Genomic DNA, 17,614 nt, shown 5'->3' on the forward strand with positions numbered 1-17,614 from the left:
TGTATGCTTATTTAATTGCACCTTTTGTTAATCCTTGTTGTAATTGCTTTTGCCCTAAAAATAGTAAAATCAACGTTGGAATGACGATAACCGTAACACCGGCCATTACGCTTCCCCAATCAGTTGCAACTTCTTGAGATTGAAGTTGCTTCACACCAATTTGAACTGTTCTGACTTTTTCATCAGTGGTCACTAAGAGCGGCCACAAGTACATATTCCATGTTGTTAAAAAGCTATATACTCCAAGCGTAATAAAACTCGTTTTACAATACGGAATTACAACGCTGAATAAAAACCTTACATTTCCAATCCCTTCAATAAAAGCAGCTTCTTTCAATTCATTCGGAAGCGTCATAAAATGTTGGCGTAGTAAGAAAATACCGAAAGCTGTTGCAAAAAATGGCACTGTCATCCCAGCAAAGCTATTGATCCAACCAAAGTTTTGAATCGTTAAAAAGTTCGGTACCATCGTTGCTTCCCACGGAATAAGCATCGTTGAAATAAACAAGAAGAAAATTACGTTTCTCCCTTTAAACTGAAGAAAAACAAAAGCATAAGCTGTTAAACTGGATACGATAAGTTGTCCAATCATAACAATCGTCGATACAATTAAACTGTTGTACAAGTATGTAAAAAGCGGTACTTTTTGAAAGATATTCATAAAATTATCGAAAGTAAATTGGGTCGGAAATAACCTTCTCATTTGAATATCATCTGGTGTCATAAAGCTTATTAAAAACGCATAGAGTACAGGAAAAAACACCATTACTGCACTAATAATGAGCAGCATGTATAATAGGAAATTTTGTTTCCACTGTTTAACGATCATTTATAATGCACCTTTCTCTCAGCAAACTTGAATTGAAGTAATGTAGCAATAAAAATGAAAACAAATAATACCATCGCTTGTGCACTCGCTGTTCCAAATTGATGATTCACAAATGCCTCTTTATAAATCGAATACACAATTAAATTCGTTGCATCATTCGGTCCACCGTGCGTTAAAATATCAATTTGTCCAAAGCTTTGGAATGCACTAATTAACGTTACTGTCACGATAAAGAATAAAGTTGGTGATAGCATCGGTAATGTAACGCGGCGAAGCTTATATAAATAACTAGCACCATCTATAGATGCACTCTCATATAAAGACGTATCAATATTTTGCAAACCACCTAATATAACTAAAAATGCAAATCCTGTATTCACCCAAACCGTTGTAACCGATACAGAAAACAGTGCCCAGTCCGGACTCGTTAACCATGCGATTGCCGGAAGATTCATAGCGGCTAATATATTATTAAATAACCCTACACTTGGATGAAATAAAAATAGCCAAATCACTGCGCTAGCAGCTACTGATATTCCCATCGTTGAAGAAAAGAGAACACGGAACAATCCAATACCTCTTACTTTTTCATTTGCAATTAATGCAAGAAATAAGGCGAATACAATACTAGTAGGCACTGTATATAAAACAAATAATAAAGTTGACTTTATACTTTTGTAGAAAGCAGGATCAGAAAATAAATATTGATAATTTTCTAAGCCAACGAAAAGATTGGCTTCTCCGTGTATATCTGTTAAATAAAAGCTATAGTAAATCGTCCTAAACAATGGATAGAAAAGAAAAATTGAAAATAACAAAATAGATGGAGCCAAAAACAATAATCCTATTCTTAAATCTTTCGTTCTGCCCCATAAACTCTTCTTTTTTGACACTGCTGTTTGAACTGGTAACTTCCCTACTTCAATCATTATTTCGCCACCACTTTCAACTCTTCTTCAGCCACCACTTTTAATCGTTCATTCTTATTTTGGTGAAAGAAACATAGTTTTTCTTGCGAGAATAATAATTTTACTTTGTCACCTTTGTTCAGGAGTAACTGTCCTATGACTTTCGCACTCCAAGTTGTTCCATTTACCGCAAAGTTTAATATAGACTCATTCCCTAATACTTCTACAGATTGCAGCGTAACTTCTTGTCCTGCCTCAGACAATGCAATATGCTCAGGACGCATACCTATTCGAATTGTCCCTGCTGGTAATTGCTTTAACTGTCCAATAGATAATGGAATTTGCAATTGCCCTATATGTAATACGCCTTTTTCTTTATCCACTTCTCCATCATTTATATTCATAGAAGGAGAACCTATAAAACTTGCAACAAATTCGTTTGCTGGTTCGTTGTATATATCAAGAGGTGTTCCAACTTGTTGTATACTTCCTTTATTCAAGACCATGATACGATCTCCCATAGTCATCGCTTCTATTTGATCGTGAGTAACGTAAATCATCGTAATTCCTAGTCGTTGCTGAATTTCTCTAATTTCAATTCTCATTTGCGCACGTAATTTCGCATCTAAATTCGAAAGTGGTTCATCCATTAAACAAATCGGTGCTTGACTCACGATTGCCCTGGCAAGCGCAACACGCTGTCTTTGTCCGCCTGATAATTGGCCCGGTTTCATTTTCACATACTCTTTCAGCCCTACCATTTCAATAGCTTCCATTAATCGCTTTTGTCGCTCTTCTTTTTGTACCTTCCTTACCTTAAGTCCAAATAAAATATTTTCTTCTACAGTTAGGTGTGGATATAGTGCATAATTTTGAAATACCATTGATAGATTACGGTCTTTCGGCTCTAAATCATTTGCAACACGTTCATTAATCATTAAATCTCCCGAAGAGATTTCTTCTAAGCCAGCAATCATTCGTAGTAATGTACTTTTTCCACATCCCGAAGGTCCAACTAAAACGAAAAATTCTCCCTTCTTAATATGAACCGATACGTCTTTAACCGCTGTCTCTTCCGCATTTTTATATACCTTTGAAACATCTTTCAATTCGATCACAAGGTTGCACTCCTTTTTTCTTCTTGTATCCATACTTCATAATGACTCGTTGAAATCGCACTTGCTCCTGCACGAATGGCAGTTTCCGCATCTTCCCGCGTTTGAATCAATCCACCTGCAATAATGGGAAACTCTATTTTCTCTGCTAGCTGTTTAATAATAGAAGGCATAATTCCAGGCATAATCTCTACCGCATTTGGTTTAGTCGTTTTACAATTTTCAACTGATTTTGTAAGAGATAAAGTATCGACAATAAAAATTCGTTGAATCGTTTTTAATCCAATTTTATTGGCATTTCGAATTGTCGAACCTTTTGTTGAAATAATACCTTGTGCTCCGATAACATCTTGAATATACAAAAGGGCTTCCTCTGTGTTCGTATTTAAGCCTTGTATAAAATCACAATGAAGAAATACATCATGTCCATGTTTCTGTAATTCGTATACACGCTCTGGTAACTCCAGCATTGAACCAGTCATAAGAAAAACTGTTTTCGGTAATTTTTTGTATGCTTTATACCCTTTCCAATCCTTTATCATCGCGATATGAGGTTCTTTAAACATTTATTCCACCTAGCTTTTCTATTTTTATCCAAACTAAAAACACCTACTTACATAGAACACCTTTCTCCTTATTTGAACTCTAGGGAATAGAGCACACCTAAGAAAGTGGCACGTTATATGTAAGCGGGTGTTCTCAAATGTTCTCTACCCTAGTTATTTTGTTACCTTTACTATATTACGCATTTATTAAGTCAGTTTTGATAAATTGTTAATTAGGTGTTAATCGAATGTTAATATTCACCATATTACTTTTACAATAATCTAGATATACGAATAAACTCTAACAGAACACAACAATATTTACATTTCAATCAATATGTAAATTAATTCCATAGTTAATGAGTTTTAGTTTTCTCGCCACTGCTTGTGAAGCACAATTATCCCAAGAGGTACTATAAAGCGGAATACGTTTTTCTTCTTTTATTGACATTGCCCAAGCTCTAACGACATCAGCACCATATCCCTTTCCCTGAAAGCCCTCTACAGTTTCCACACTTGCCTCAGCAGCTATAGGCGTACTTCTTGCACTGCAGCATATAGAAACGACTTGTTCATTTTCAACAATTGCAAAATAAGGTTGCCTCCATTCCATCTGTTCTATTAGATTAGGAAAATTTTCTCGCATGAGCTCTTTATTCTTCTCTGTTATTTGTATCACCCTAGTCGGCTCATTTGAATTATTTGGAAACATGTAAGCAGGACCCATCCAAATATTCTCTACCGTTCTCTCTTCATTTAATACTTTCATGATCTTTGCTATCTCTATGTGATTTGAACGTTCTCGAATTAATTTCTCAATCTTACTTATTATTTCACCATCCAGACTACAATGATATCTCGTTATATTCCCTTCACGAGTTTTGCTAAGAAAAAAACGTGGTGCTTTCGGATTTCCCTGTTCATTTACACTCTTTATTCTTCCCACTTGATTATGAACAAATAAAACCTCTGCCTGAATTACTATTAACTCAAGTTCTGAAAATCGCATTTATGCCCTCCTTCATTACCCTGTGTAGCCTCCATATACCATCCATTCATACTCTATTTTCTGATGTTCAAAACAAAAATCCCATTTAAATACACATTACTGAATCAATCATACTAAAATGACTTCTTCATTCTGTCTATCTAAATGGGATTATTTCGTACTCTTTATGTCTTTTTCTTATTATTCCACCGATTGTGGTTGCGGCTGCACTACTTCATTCGCACCAGCTATTCTCAACACATTCGCAATATCTTTAAAACCTCTTTTTTCAGCATATTGCAGCGGCGTAATATTTTCCTTATTGGCCATATTTACATCTGCCCCGTGGTCAATAAGCATTTGAATTACTTTCTTATGGCTTTCACTACCATTTCCCAATACAATTGCTTCTATTAAAGCTGTACCACCACGTTCATTTTTATAATTCACATCAATATCTGTATGCTCTAATAATTCTTTAACAACCTCTACATGACCACGCTCAGATGCAGAAATGAGTGCTGTGCCACCTGACTTAGTCGTTTCTTTCGTATTAACTCCTGCATTAATTAATACTTTTACAATATCCGTATACCCTTCTCTACTTGCATAAAGGAATGGATTGCTTTGTTTCTCATCTTTGACTTCAATATTTGCACCTGCACCAATTAATGCTTTAACTGTCTCTACATGATTTTGGTACGTTGCTGCAAGGATAGGCGTTTCTCGGTTGTCACCTTCTACGTTTATATTCGCTCCATCCTGAATCAACTTCATAGCTGTCTCTGTGTCTCCAAGAGTCGCTGAAAGTAACAACTGTTTGTCCAGTAAATTTATACTTTTTTCTTCTTTAACTTCTTCTTGTTCTTTATGCTTTTCTTTTTTCTTTTCGTTTTTCACATGAACCGGTTTCGATTCTGGTTCCTCTTGCTTATCGCAAGCCACTACCGTCATTAAAAGTCCTAATAACATACATAATAAAATTTTTTGTTTTCTCACAACTACAGCTCCTATGAAAGATAATGTTTTCTTAACCATTCCTCCATCACATACAATAACTCTTCTTGAGTACATTTATCCATAAGCCCTTTATATTCCTTCTTTAATCGGATTATCTTAAGCTTTTCCTATGTTTCTCAACCTATTGGAATGATACGCCTGATGGCCTCATCATTAACATTATGAAGCAATTAGTTTAGCACGTTTTAACCGCATTTGTATACATTTCTAAAAAGTACATAAAGTGAAACTTTAATTAGTGGGGGTTTTGTTCATCTACCACTAATTATTAGTTGAACCAATCAGGCTTTTACGGGCAGTTGATCTCCACCTAACTTCTTTGCTTTCACTAAATTTTGAGGTGGGGATCTTACTGCCCGTTAATGCGGGATAAATGATTGCTTTAGGTCACTATACTCCATTGTAACCGTTCTTCTAAAAATTTTACACCTTTTCTATATTTGCACCTGAGTAATGCTAGAAAAAGACAACTATATAGTTGTCTTTTTCTAGTATTAATGATGCCCACCGTGATTCCCTGTTTTCGGTTTCCCCATCATTTCTTTATTCATTTCCCATTTATGCTCTGCTAGCTCTTTATACGAAAGAACCTTACCCTTATAGTTAGATACAAAGCTCTCTGCATCTTTTTTATTTTTAAATGAAATGACATTATAAGCCATTGGTGTCGTTATTGTTTTATCATATACGTAAGTAGCGTCTTCTAACGAAACCCAATCTTTCGAATCATAATCTCGAACAAATTGTTCTTTCGTCTTTTCGCCTGGATTAATCTCCATCCATTTATACATACAACCAATATCATCAAACTTTAACGCTTTTCCATTTTCTAAAATGATTTCTGTTGCAAATTGATTATCCGTTACCCCAATTTGGCAAATATCACACTTATCATGTTTCTCATCAATTGCCACAGCTGTTGTTCCCTTTTTCCCACACCCCACTATCGTAAATAAGAAACATAAACATATAGCAAGCACAACATACTTTATTCTCATCACTATTCCTCCCTAAAAACCGTATACTCCACAAGGAGAATATCAAAAACTTGTGTGGGATTTGTGAAAAAACAATGTGCTTTTTGTAATATAGAAAACAAAAAAGATGTGTAGCTATTTCTACACATCTTTCATCATTCACAGCCTGTAATTAATAAATCATCTTCTAACTTAACTAATAATGTATCTGTATTAATTTTCTGCCCAACTTCTACATTTACTAATCTTATATTTCCACTGATACCGACCGCGACTTTTTCAAGCTCACCATTATTTTTTCGGACCATCATTAATTTTTCCCACTCATATACATAAGAAGATTCATTAACAAAAATCTCTTCTATCTTCCCCTCATAAGAACTATAAACTTCTTCTATTCTCGTTTCCATTCAAAATCTACTCCCTACTTCGCACTTCACTATTTTCACCTTATTCTATCACTCTTGTTAGAAGTAAATTATATTTTTAAAAATTCAAAATTACCTTCGTGAACAATATGACCAAAATAAAAATTATGCTTCTAATGGTGTTATTTTTCAAATTATTTACCATTTGGATAGATGCTTTTATGATAAACAAAAAACATTGTTCTGAATTTTTACTTTATTTTGAAAGCGCAATCATTTTTTTAAGGGGGAGATCGGATGTTAGCTCTACTTGGATTTACAATGGTATTTGTCTTTATGTTTTTAATCATGACGAAACGTATGTCAGCATTAGTAGCATTAATATTAATTCCAATTACTTTCGCATTAATTGGCGGATTTTATGCAGACATGGGTCCTATGATGTTAGAGGGCATTCAAAAATTAGCACCTACCGGTATTATGCTTATGTTTGCCATTTTATATTTTGGAATTATGATCGATAGCGGTTTATTCGATCCTGTCATTAGTAAAATATTAAAATTTGTAAAAGGGGATCCTTTAAAAATTGTTGTTGGTACAGCCATTCTTACTATTATTGTTTCATTAGATGGGGACGGAACAACAACGTATATGATTACTGTTTCCGCAATGTACCCATTATATAAACGTCTCGGAATGAATCCACTTATATTAGCTGGGGTTGTTATGTTAGGGGCAGGTGTGACAAATCTTACACCTTGGGGTGGACCAACTGCTCGAGTTATGAGTGCACTTGGACTAGATGCATCAGAGCTCTTTACACCACTTATACCAGGAATGATTGCTGGTGCAATTTGGGTAGTTTTCGTTGCCTACTATCTTGGAAAAAAAGAAAGAAAACGTTTAGGCATTATAGATGTGCAATATTTAAAACAAATGCAAACAATGGATGAGCAAGCTGCCACAGTAGAAGCTGCCGTGCATAAACGCCCTAAACTTCTATGGATTAACTTTTTATTGACCGCTACATTACTTGTCTGTCTCATACTAGAAGTTATGCCGTTACCTGTTCTCTTTACAGTTGCTTTCGCTATTGCTGTTATGATTAACTATCCAAACTTAGAACAACAAAAAGAACGTATTGCCTCTCATGCAGGAAACGTATTAGCTGTTGTTTCACTCGTATTTGCTGCTGGAATTTTCACTGGTATTTTATCTGGAACAAAAATGGTAGATGCAATGGCTCAAAGTGTAGTAACTCTTATACCAGATGCACTTGGACCACAGTTGCCAATTATTACAGCTCTTCTTAGTATGCCGTTCACATTTTTCATGTCCAATGATGCATTTTACTTCGGGGTATTACCTATTTTAACGAAGGCTGCTGCTACTTATGGAATTAGTGCAGCTGAAATGGGACGCGCTTCCTTACTCGGTCAACCCGTTCACTTATTAAGTCCTCTTGTCGCTTCCACTTATTTATTGGTCGGAATGGCTAAAGTTGATTTTGGTGAACATCAACGCTTCACTTTATTGTGGGCCGTTGGAACGACAATGGTGATGTTGATTACTGGAATTGTAATTGGGATTATTCCAATATAAGACGCAAAAAACAGTAGAAGAAATAAATCCTCTACTGTTTTTGTTATGAAGAAACGAGAAAATACCTTCTCTCTGGTCTCCCTACACTTCCATATATAAGCTCTGCATGTACTTTCTTCCCAGATATTAAATACTCTAAATAGCGTCTCGCTGTTGATCGACTTACTCCAACCATCGAGCTTAACACTTCTGCGGTAATTCCTTCTTCATTAACTGTTAACATATGCTTTTTTATTTTCGCTAAAGTTAAAGGATCTATTCCTTTTGGAGCATATTCAACTGTATTTCCCTTCACACCTCTTTGAGACCATAAGTGTTCAATTTGTTCTGTAGATAATTGATTGCTTTTCTTTAACTGCCTAATCTTTTTTTGATAACTTTCTAAACTCGCTTTAAAACGGTCAAACATAAGTGGTTTTACGATATAATCAGTTACTCCACCACGTAAAGCATGCCTTACTACATCTGTTTCCGATGCAGCTGTAATCATAATAATATCTGTATCATGCAAATTATGCCTAATATATGTGACAAGTTCTGTTCCTTGTATATCAGGTAAGTACACGTCTAATAAAACGAGTTGTGGCTTCACAAGCTCTAGCCATTCCTTCGCTTGTTCCCCAGTCGTTGCTGTTCCAATTACTTTAAATCCTTCAATTTTTTCAGTAAAACGCCGATGAATGTCAGCAATCCGAATATCATCTTCTACAATTAATACTTCAATCTCCTCACCCATTACAACTCGCCTCTCTCTTTCGGTAATGCAATAATGAACAACGCACCACCTAAATCCCCTTTTTCAATTGCAATGCTTCCATTTAAATCTTCTACTAACTCTTTCACTTTTGCTAATCCATATCCTCGCTTCTCTCCTTCTTTCGTTGAAAAGCCTTTATAAAATATGCTAGTAATTATTTCATCATGAATCCCTTGCCCCGAATCTTCCACTTCAATTAATATTTCTTCTCCGATATCTGTTACAAACATTCTAACTTTCTTATCATGCTCTTGATTTTTTTCAATTGCTTCAAATGCATTCGTAATTAAATTCCCTAAAATCGAAACGACATAATTACTCTCAATATGCGGACTTAATGTTTCTAAACTACTTTCTCGATCTAGTACAAAATCAATCTTCAACTCTCTTGCCCTATTATAAAATCCAATTAAAATTCCACCTAGCCATGGATTTTGAATTCGCTTCATAATAAATTGAACAAAATCTTGATATACCGCCGTCTCCTTATGAATGAGCTCTAGAGCATCTTCATATGACTCTAATTGGATAAGACCTGAAAGCGTATACAATAAATTATTGTATTCATGGGTTTGTGCTCGTAACGCCTCTGTATATTGCTTCGTCTGAGATAATTCTGCTGTTAACTGATCCATTTCAGATTTCAAACGTAAGCTCGATACGACGCCGGTTACTTTATTATTTACTTTAATAGGTAGACGATTAGCAATAACAGCCTGCCCTTTTATATTTAATTGACGATCAAACTGTTCTTCACCAGTTTGAAGTACATCTAGTATGGATGAATTAGGAATTATATTTAAAATAAATGATCCAATGATATTTTTTCGGTTGTCTAGTGAAAGAATATCGTAGGCTGCTTGATTGACTAAACTAATCATGCCCTTTTTATCAATTACGATAATCCCTTCTCGTACAGATTGAATCACTGTACTATGCTCTTCATATAAAGATGAAATTTCTTCTGGTTCCATCCCAAACATCATTCTTTTTATACTTGCAGCTAAATATATGGAACCGATTATCCCCATTAACAAACCGATTATTGTAATCCAAAATACACGCTTTCCATACACTTCTACCGCTCCATGAATATCATCCATTGAAAATCCAACAGATACTACACCAATAATTTTATTATCCTGATTACGGATTGGAACTTTTCCGCGTAAGGAAGGTCCTAGTGATCCCGTTGCTTTCGAAACGTAAGATTTCCCTTCTAATAGCACTCCTTTATTATCTCCACCAACCATTACTTCTCCTATTTTGTCTTTCTTGGGGTGTGCATAACGAATCCCTTCTTTATTTCCAACCACAATAAAATCAGCATCTGTATCAATTCGAATTTTTTCTGCAATCGGCTGAATAATAGAAGCTGGATTTTCTTTTTGAAAAGCTTCCGCGATTTCCGGTATAGCTGCAACTGTTTTCGCAACATGCAAAGCTCTTTTACCAATTTGCTCTTCTACTGTTTCAGATAATATGTAGTAAAACAAATAACTTGTTAACAAAAGCACAACAAGAATAAGTGTACTAATAGTTAATGTAATTCTCGGTTGTAGTTTTAATTTTTTTAATTTCAAAACCATTCCCCTAACATGGATAAAGATAGAATTTAAAGAAAATACAGTTTTTTCAATTGTTAAACTTAATCATAACACGGTTACTACACATTTCTTTATTTTTATCTCCATAAAAAAAGAAACGAAGTAAAATTACTACCTCGTTTCTTAATATTTTTTATTACACTTTAAACTTGCCAATCATCTCTTGCAATTCTTCTGCCATTTGTGATAAGTGAACTGCTGCTCCATTAATTTCATCTACTGAAGCTAATTGCTCTTCAGAAGAGCCAGCAATATTTTGAACACTTGCTGCATTTTCTTCAATCGTAGCTGCAATTTCATTAATAGATGCACTTACTTGTTTGGCATCTACCGTCATTTGTTTCGCTACTTCTACCATACTATCAATTTGCACAACTGTATCATTTGTAGATTTCAATATTTCAGCAAAGCTTTGCTTCGTTTCATTTGCAACTACAAGACCTGATTGTACTTCTGTTCCAACTTGATTCATAGAGCTTACCGTTTCTTTTATATCAAATTGAATCTCTTTCACTAGTTTTCCAATTTCCGTAGAAGACTGTCCTGATTGTTCAGCTAATTTTCGCACTTCATCCGCTACAATTGCAAATCCTCTTCCTTGCTCCCCAGCTCTTGCAGCCTCAATTGCAGCATTTAATGCTAATAAATTTGTCTGCTCTGCAATATGTTGAATCACTTCCAGAATTGCTCCGATTTGTTTCGACTTATCATCTAATAAAGCAATGACTTTATCTGAATTTGAAACTGACTCATGAATTAATTGCATTTGATTCACAGTTTGCTCAACTAACTTCCCACCATCTTCAGCTTTTTTCTTCGTATACATAGAAGCTGTTGATACTAATGAAGAACTATCAGCAACACGCTGAACTCCTTCTGTAACTTCTTCTAATAACGTCGCTCCTTCTTCAACTTCTCTCGTTTGTATTTCAGCCCCACTCGACACTTGCTCTATAGCTTGTGTAATTTGTTCTGTCGCTTCACTTGTCTGCTTCATGCTAGCTGTTAATTCTTCTGAAGATGCTGCTACATGACTTGCTGAAATATTTATATTGGAAATGACATTATGTAATGATGATGCCATCTCATTAAAACTTTCTCCTAACTGCCCGATTTCATCTTTAGAATGAACTGTAATAGATTCTGTTAAATCACCTTCACTAATTTTCCTAGATGATAGAACAAGTTGTTTTAACGGTTTAATAATAGAAGCAATTATGAAGTAAATTAAAACCCCACCAATCATTAATGAAATCCCAATAACAGTTATCGTTTTATAGAAAATAGGTTCAGCCGCTTGAATAATTTCTTTTGAAGGCATTATCCCCGCTATTTTCCATCCAGTTTTCTTATTCGTTTTAAAAGTAATGTTACGATCTTCACCATCTAATGAATAATGAAAATCACCAGCTTCCTGTTTATAAAATTCCTTACTAAGTTTCTCTTCTAACTTCTCACCCGGCTTCAGTGTCGGGTGTGCGACTACATTTTTATCTTGATCAAATATCGCTACATAACCTTCCTTACCGATATTAACCATCTTGGAAGTAGTTACAATATTATTGATAATTAAGTCAATCCCAAGAACGCCACTTTTATCCTCATTTTGTTTTGCCAGTGTGATAACAGTATTCCCTGTCGTTTTTGACTTATATGGAGCAGTTACAATCACTTCTCCGCTTTTTTTCACTGCCTCTTTATACCAATCTCTTTCTGTAGGATTATATCCTTCTGGCATTTGAATTGCCGGTGATTGAATAAATTGCCCGTTGCTAGACCCAGTATAGATAGCTTCCATTTCCGGATGTAACTTATTATATTCTTCTAGTTTATTTTGGATATTTTGTATTTGATCCGCTTGGTAACTTGATTGTGTAAATAATTTCGTAAAATAAGTTGCATCTACTTTTTTACTATCCAATTCCTTATTAATTACATTATCCAAAATTTTTATATTATCTTTCGCCGAGTTTAAAATCGTTTCATTAAAATTTGTTTTCGCCTGCTGATAAGACGTCCAACCAATTACAATACTTGGAAGAATTAAAATGATAATAAATGAAACAAGTAACTTTGTTTTTAAACTACTACTCCTTAACTTCCTTTGAAACATATTTCTACCCCTCCATACCGTTTTACATGCAATAAATTACAATTAATCCATTTATAAAAATTTTAAGATATAAATAGATTGACGAGACTCTCTATTTCTCTTTTACCCATCTTTCTAAATTTAAAGGATTATTGCATACTTACTTCATTCTATAAAAATTAAATAATTAAAACAATGTATAAAAATGTATATTATTCGAAATATTACGATTCATAGAAGAACCTCTAGCACATGCTAGAGGTTCTTCCTACCTTACTATTCTTTATCTTTTTCTACTTCTTTTTTCTTATCTTCTACTACAGATACGACAGGTTTATCATTCGATAACTGCTGTACTGCACCTTTACCTGCAAACCCTTCTAATAACTCTTTTAAATCAATACCAGAGGAAGCTTTTAATGTCTCCTGCATCGTTGCCATTAAATCAGTCGCATACCCTGCTACTTTTCCAGCACCGCTATTCTTACCACCGCCGCCTGTGTCGACAACTGTAATTTTATCAATGTTGCTAAGTGGGCTTGCGACTTCTTTCGCGTAACTTGGAAGCATTTTAAGAACCATATCCATAATTGCCGCTTGACCATATAATTCAAATGCTTCTGCAATTTTTTGTTTGGCTTCAGCTTCAGCCAAACCTTTTAATCTAATAACATCTGCTTCTGCTGTACCTTGTGCTTTTTGTACTTCCGCTTTCGCTTGACCTTGTGCTTTCTCAATCTCTGCTTTCGCTAAACCTTCTACACGAACTTCTTCTGCACGTGCTCTTGCTTCTGCTTCAATCTTATATTGATCCGCATCTGCTTTTTTCATTTGTTTTACTTTTTCCGCTTCTGCTGATTGTTCGACAGCATAGCGATCTGCATCTGCTTTTTTCTTCACTTCTGCATCATATTGCTTTTCACGACGTGCAATCTCTTTTTCTTCTAATTCAATTTGCTTTTCACGCTCAATGATTTTAACGCGCATTTGCTCTTCTGTAACACCTTGTTGCGCTTTCGCTTGTTGTAATTCGTAAGAAAGGTCCGCATCTGCACGAGCTTGTTCTTGATCTCTCTTATAGGACTGCACTTTTAATTCCTTATGTTTTTCAGCTTCAGCGATTTGTGCATCACGTTGATATTCTGCTTCTTTTGCTTCTTTCTCAGCACGAGCTTTTTCAATTCGTGCCTCTTTTTCACGCTCTGCATTTGCAACTGTTGCATCACGCTTAACCATTGCAATTTGCGGCTGTCCAAGCGCATCTAAGTATCCGTTTTTGTCCATTATTTCTTTAATTGTAAAAGAGACGATGCGAAGACCCATCTTCTTTAAATCTGTAGAAGCTACTTCATGCACCTTTTGAGCAAATTGCTCTCTATTACTATACGCATCTTCTACTGTCATAGAAGATAAGATAGCACGGAGATGCCCTTCTAAAACTTCTTTTGCTTCTATTTTTAACTCTTCCGTTTCTTTTCCTAAATATTGTTCAGCTGCTGTAGAAACTTCTTCAATTGTCGATCCTACTTTAATAATAGAAACACCATTTACTGTAATTGGTACACCTTGTTTCGTATACGTATCACGTGTACCAACTTCTAATTTGTAGTTTAATAGGCTTAAAGGCTCTGCTCTTTGCATAATTGGAACTACAAAAGTACCGCCACCGCGAATAATCTTAATCTTCTTTCCATCATCAGTGGTAACAACATTTTTCCCACCACCAAGCCAGTTCCCTGTAACAATTAACGCTTCATCTGGACCAACTGTTCGATACTTCGTAATGAATACTAAAATGAGTAGAATTAAAATTGCGAGTAAAACTCCACCGATAATTAATGGAATTGTCATGTAAATTCCCCCTTATAATTTTGGTTTCTTTAAAGAATAAGCGATGTTTTGTACAAGCAAAACACCATCTTGAACCCCCTCGATAATAACTTCGGTTCCTTGTGAAATGTCTTTCTTTCCAATTGTTTTAGCTGGGATTGCATTACTTCCAAATTGGGAGGAGATTAATACTTCACCAAATCCTTCTGTAGGAATTGTCGTAATGACTTCTCCCTTGCAACCAATGAATTCATCCATACGTTGTACGGTATTTTGTTCTGCTTCTGCAATCGGTTTTAAAATTAATATTTTCATTATGAAAACACCGATAAAAGATATAGCAAATGAACCAGCGAAAATAATAGTACTATTAAAGGAAAATAAATATTCTCCTATATAACTAATTCCACATAACATAGCGAAGAAACTAAGTAATAAGGTAACAACGGATACAGATCCGCCCCCAAAACTAAATATTGATTCAAATATATCTCCAAAGAAAATATAAATAACAGTGAGTATAGTCGCAATAACAAATCCATATAAATAAATTGTTTCAAGTGGATAACCAAACAAGAACATTTCTTATCCCCCTTTCTTAAACAATCCCTTTTTTGTTATGTGTATGCCTCACCTCTTTCAAAGATTATTAATCTCAATTTTCAGTTATTTACTCTTTAAAGAAAAACCTGTAAGACAGGTCTCTAAAAAAGAACAGGAGAAACCTATTGTGACAGGCTCCTCCTAGAAAATAACCGATATATTATATATCTATATAATATACTATTTTCCACAAAAAGTAAAGTTAAACATACATTGGAAAAGCACTTATTTTAGTGATAATGAGTACGTTCCATCGCCATTATCATATTTATATACATACAAGTAATACTTACCTGGTTTTGCATTTAATTTTGCTTCTATATGATTTCCATTAGCTTGACCGTAAGCAGCATAATTTTGCATATCTGATTCATGGTGAAGTACCCACGTCATCCCAATTCCATACTCATTTAAAACAGAAATATCGAGATCTTTCGCTGCTGCTACATTAAATGTATAAACATCGGTGTGATCCCCGCCGATAAGGCTACCTTTTATAGTAGTGTTTAGTCCGATACGATTTGCTTCCTCTTTACGATTATTTGGTTCAGATTCTGTTAAACTTCCATCTTTAATCGTAACAGTTGTTTCACTTCTACTCTCTTTTCCTTTATCATCTTTTACTCTTAACACTACTTTATAAGTTCCTTCTTTTTCATATGCATGTACTGGATTAACTTCTGTACTTGTTCTTCCGTCTCCAAACTCCCATGAATAAGAAACGATTTTTCCATCTTCGTCGTTTGATCCATCACTTTTGAATTGAATTCCTTCTTTTACAAGCCCATTATAAGGACCGTTTATATGAACTGTCGGAGCTTTATTTTCTCCGTCATCTTTTGCGATACCATGGAAGACTACATCATATTCAAATTCATTGGAACTATTCACACGATAATTGACGAAATATGCTGTAACCGTTTTGTAGCCGCTCCATTCTTTTTGCGCCAATTGTTCTAAAGCTTCATTTACTCTTTTACCCATTGCATTCCAGTCTTCTGATTCGCCTTTTGTTACACTACCTGTAAACGTACCTTCTAATGTAAATGTATTAAAGAATTGAGACTCGTGTTTTGTCATTTTTGCATCTTTCATAGACAACGTCTCACTAATTTCTTTCTTCACTTCTGTTAACGACTTTGGTGCATGTTCAGCTAAATAATCATCTGCTACTTCCGGTACAGTGTACTTATCTTGATTATCAACTAACTGCTGCATATACTCTTGATACTCTTTATTTAGCTTAGAATCTTTACTTAGATTTTCACGATATGCATCATAATTTTTCACGTCATTCGCACGAATTAAATCTTGAATTTTATCAAATGTTTCAAACTGATGCGTATATAAGTAAGACTGCAATGCGAACGAGTAGTTATAGAAATCCCAAGAACCATATTTAGCAAATAGTGTGCGCTCTGCTGTATAACGGCTTGCAGGATCAGATGATAATCCGCTAATGATGCTCTTTCTCGGTACTACATTATTTGTACGAGTAGATCCTGCGAAAAATTCTGCATTCCCTTCTTGGAACCAAGTTAATCTTTCATTTTGATACATATCTCCTCTTCCAAATAAACCGGGAACTTCATATCTCCCTTGAAGATAGTGAGTAAACTCATGACGGAATAACTCTTCTAAACTATAAATACTTTGCTCTGGCGTACGCTCATATGTAAAGAATGTACCTGTCTCTTCAATATAAATTCCACCGTTGTTTGTTTCATATCCATACAATTGTCTGTTTAACTGATATTCATCTGGAGTATTATAGATTACTATCGTTAATACGTCGTCTGCATTACCTTGTTCTAAAGCTTTGTCATTTCCGATTACGCGGTGATATTGCGCTTTTACTTCCTTCGCAGCCCAATATAATCTCTTAATTTTTTCTTCAGACACTTTAGCCCCAGTTTTAAATACAATAGATCCATCGTCAAATGTATACGTTTTTGGTAAGTATTGCTCTTTTCCTTCTTTACGAATCTTCTCTAAATCTACCGTATTCCCGCTATAATCTTTCCCGTTATAATTTGTTGTAATTTGTTCTACCGCAACAAAGTACGGTTCACTTAAACGTGGATACATATGCATCGCTTGTGTAACAACCTCTAATCCTTTATTTGGATTGCTATGAAACTTCCCTAAACGGCTAGCAAAATAAATTCCATTATTAACGAGCCATTTATTTTCTGACGTTACTTCATTTAGAAGAGCAATACGATTTATTTCATTAATAAACCCATCTACTTTTCCATACCACATCGTTTCATTCACTTCTTTACGGGCCTCATTTAAGTAAGACTGTATATCATAATCAATGCCTTGCATCATATCGTATACAGCTTGTCCTTTCATACGATCGTCTACATA

At 34.9% G+C, this 17,614-nt stretch carries 15 protein-coding genes and 1 pseudogene; 1 reads left to right on the forward strand and 15 read right to left on the reverse strand.

Annotation, left to right across the window (positions count from 1 at the left end; genetic code table 11):
• Positions 1-7 precede the first annotated feature (7 nt).
• The 8 genes from JDS92_RS20280 to JDS92_RS20315 form a co-directional block, all read right to left on the reverse strand.
• On the reverse strand, positions 8-829 hold the full coding sequence (locus JDS92_RS20280; protein WP_199632433.1) for a carbohydrate ABC transporter permease: 822 nt from the start codon (positions 827-829) through the stop codon (positions 8-10).
• The gene (locus JDS92_RS20285; RefSeq protein WP_000573572.1) at positions 826-1,758 is read right to left on the reverse strand and encodes a carbohydrate ABC transporter permease; all 933 of its coding nucleotides are present in this window, start codon (positions 1,756-1,758) and stop codon (positions 826-828) included. Before JDS92_RS20285 ends, JDS92_RS20280 begins: the two co-directional genes overlap by 4 nt.
• Positions 1,758-2,855, reverse strand: a complete 1,098-nt coding sequence (locus tag JDS92_RS20290; protein ID WP_141556010.1) for an ABC transporter ATP-binding protein — start codon at positions 2,853-2,855, stop codon at positions 1,758-1,760. Before JDS92_RS20290 ends, JDS92_RS20285 begins: the two co-directional genes overlap by 1 nt.
• The gene (locus JDS92_RS20295) at positions 2,852-3,418 is read right to left on the reverse strand and encodes a glycerol-3-phosphate responsive antiterminator (RefSeq protein ID WP_097957572.1); all 567 of its coding nucleotides are present in this window, start codon (positions 3,416-3,418) and stop codon (positions 2,852-2,854) included. Before JDS92_RS20295 ends, JDS92_RS20290 begins: the two co-directional genes overlap by 4 nt.
• A gap of 307 nt (positions 3,419-3,725) precedes the next feature.
• On the reverse strand, positions 3,726-4,406 hold the full coding sequence (locus JDS92_RS20300) for a GNAT family N-acetyltransferase (RefSeq protein WP_199632434.1): 681 nt from the start codon (positions 4,404-4,406) through the stop codon (positions 3,726-3,728).
• Between the two features lie 180 nt (positions 4,407-4,586).
• Positions 4,587-5,459, reverse strand: coding sequence for an ankyrin repeat domain-containing protein (locus JDS92_RS20305; protein ID WP_016107490.1), 873 nt, complete (start codon positions 5,457-5,459; stop codon positions 4,587-4,589).
• A gap of 440 nt (positions 5,460-5,899) precedes the next feature.
• Positions 5,900-6,403, reverse strand: a complete 504-nt coding sequence (locus tag JDS92_RS20310) for a nitrous oxide reductase accessory protein NosL (RefSeq protein WP_097957569.1) — start codon at positions 6,401-6,403, stop codon at positions 5,900-5,902.
• A gap of 134 nt (positions 6,404-6,537) precedes the next feature.
• Positions 6,538-6,792, reverse strand: a complete 255-nt coding sequence (locus tag JDS92_RS20315; protein WP_000450026.1) for a hypothetical protein — start codon at positions 6,790-6,792, stop codon at positions 6,538-6,540.
• A gap of 255 nt (positions 6,793-7,047) precedes the next feature.
• Here JDS92_RS20315 and JDS92_RS20320 point away from each other — a divergent pair, with 255 nt between their 5' ends.
• On the forward strand, positions 7,048-8,352 hold the full coding sequence (locus JDS92_RS20320; RefSeq protein WP_199632435.1) for a CitMHS family transporter: 1,305 nt from the start codon (positions 7,048-7,050) through the stop codon (positions 8,350-8,352).
• Between the two features lie 43 nt (positions 8,353-8,395).
• Here JDS92_RS20320 and JDS92_RS20325 read toward each other — a convergent pair whose 3' ends face one another.
• From JDS92_RS20325 to colA, 7 genes and pseudogenes are all read right to left on the reverse strand, one after another.
• Complete coding sequence (locus JDS92_RS20325) at positions 8,396-9,088, reverse strand: response regulator (RefSeq protein ID WP_000503458.1); 693 nt, start codon at positions 9,086-9,088, stop codon at positions 8,396-8,398.
• Complete coding sequence (locus tag JDS92_RS20330; protein WP_199632436.1) at positions 9,088-10,692, reverse strand: ATP-binding protein; 1,605 nt, start codon at positions 10,690-10,692, stop codon at positions 9,088-9,090. The genes JDS92_RS20325 and JDS92_RS20330 overlap by 1 nt, the downstream gene beginning before the upstream one ends.
• Positions 10,693-10,852: 160 nt before the next feature.
• A complete protein-coding gene (locus JDS92_RS31560; RefSeq protein ID WP_370115443.1) occupies positions 10,853-11,800 on the reverse strand; it encodes a methyl-accepting chemotaxis protein in 948 nt (315 codons plus the stop codon).
• Positions 11,795-12,829, reverse strand: a pseudogene (locus JDS92_RS31565) (HAMP domain-containing protein); the annotation flags it as partial. The pseudogene JDS92_RS31565 and the gene JDS92_RS31560, both read right to left, overlap by 6 nt.
• Before the next feature lie 255 nt (positions 12,830-13,084).
• Complete coding sequence (locus JDS92_RS20340; protein WP_000154995.1) at positions 13,085-14,659, reverse strand: flotillin family protein; 1,575 nt, start codon at positions 14,657-14,659, stop codon at positions 13,085-13,087.
• Positions 14,660-14,671: 12 nt separating this feature from the next.
• A complete protein-coding gene (locus JDS92_RS20345; protein ID WP_000478275.1) occupies positions 14,672-15,220 on the reverse strand; it encodes an NfeD family protein in 549 nt (182 codons plus the stop codon).
• A 246-nt stretch (positions 15,221-15,466) separates the two neighbouring features.
• Positions 15,467-17,614: collagenase ColA (colA, locus tag JDS92_RS20350; RefSeq protein ID WP_199632437.1), on the reverse strand; the 2,148-nt coding region annotated here is incomplete at its 5' end.

The organism is Bacillus cereus group sp. N12 (genome assembly GCF_016483575.1).
GTDB lineage: Bacteria > Bacillota > Bacilli > Bacillales > Bacillaceae_G > Bacillus_A > Bacillus_A toyonensis.

Coding starts and splice junctions, on each gene's coding strand:
- JDS92_RS20280 (WP_199632433.1), bottom strand. CDS start 829: ATGATCGTTAAACAGTGGAAACAAAATTTCCTATTATACATGCTGCTC.
- JDS92_RS20285 (WP_000573572.1), bottom strand. CDS start 1,758: ATGATTGAAGTAGGGAAGTTACCAGTTCAAACAGCAGTGTCAAAAAAG.
- JDS92_RS20295 (WP_097957572.1), bottom strand. CDS start 3,418: ATGTTTAAAGAACCTCATATCGCGATGATAAAGGATTGGAAAGGGTAT.
- JDS92_RS20300 (WP_199632434.1), bottom strand. CDS start 4,406: ATGCGATTTTCAGAACTTGAGTTAATAGTAATTCAGGCAGAGGTTTTA.
- JDS92_RS20305 (WP_016107490.1), bottom strand. CDS start 5,459: ATGTACTCAAGAAGAGTTATTGTATGTGATGGAGGAATGGTTAAGAAA.
- JDS92_RS20310 (WP_097957569.1), bottom strand. CDS start 6,403: ATGAGAATAAAGTATGTTGTGCTTGCTATATGTTTATGTTTCTTATTT.
- JDS92_RS20315 (WP_000450026.1), bottom strand. CDS start 6,792: ATGGAAACGAGAATAGAAGAAGTTTATAGTTCTTATGAGGGGAAGATA.
- JDS92_RS20320 (WP_199632435.1), top strand. CDS start 7,048: ATGTTAGCTCTACTTGGATTTACAATGGTATTTGTCTTTATGTTTTTA.
- JDS92_RS20325 (WP_000503458.1), bottom strand. CDS start 9,088: ATGGGTGAGGAGATTGAAGTATTAATTGTAGAAGATGATATTCGGATT.
- JDS92_RS31560 (WP_370115443.1), bottom strand. CDS start 11,800: ATGGCATCATCATTACATAATGTCATTTCCAATATAAATATTTCAGCA.
- JDS92_RS20340 (WP_000154995.1), bottom strand. CDS start 14,659: ATGACAATTCCATTAATTATCGGTGGAGTTTTACTCGCAATTTTAATT.
- JDS92_RS20345 (WP_000478275.1), bottom strand. CDS start 15,220: ATGTTCTTGTTTGGTTATCCACTTGAAACAATTTATTTATATGGATTT.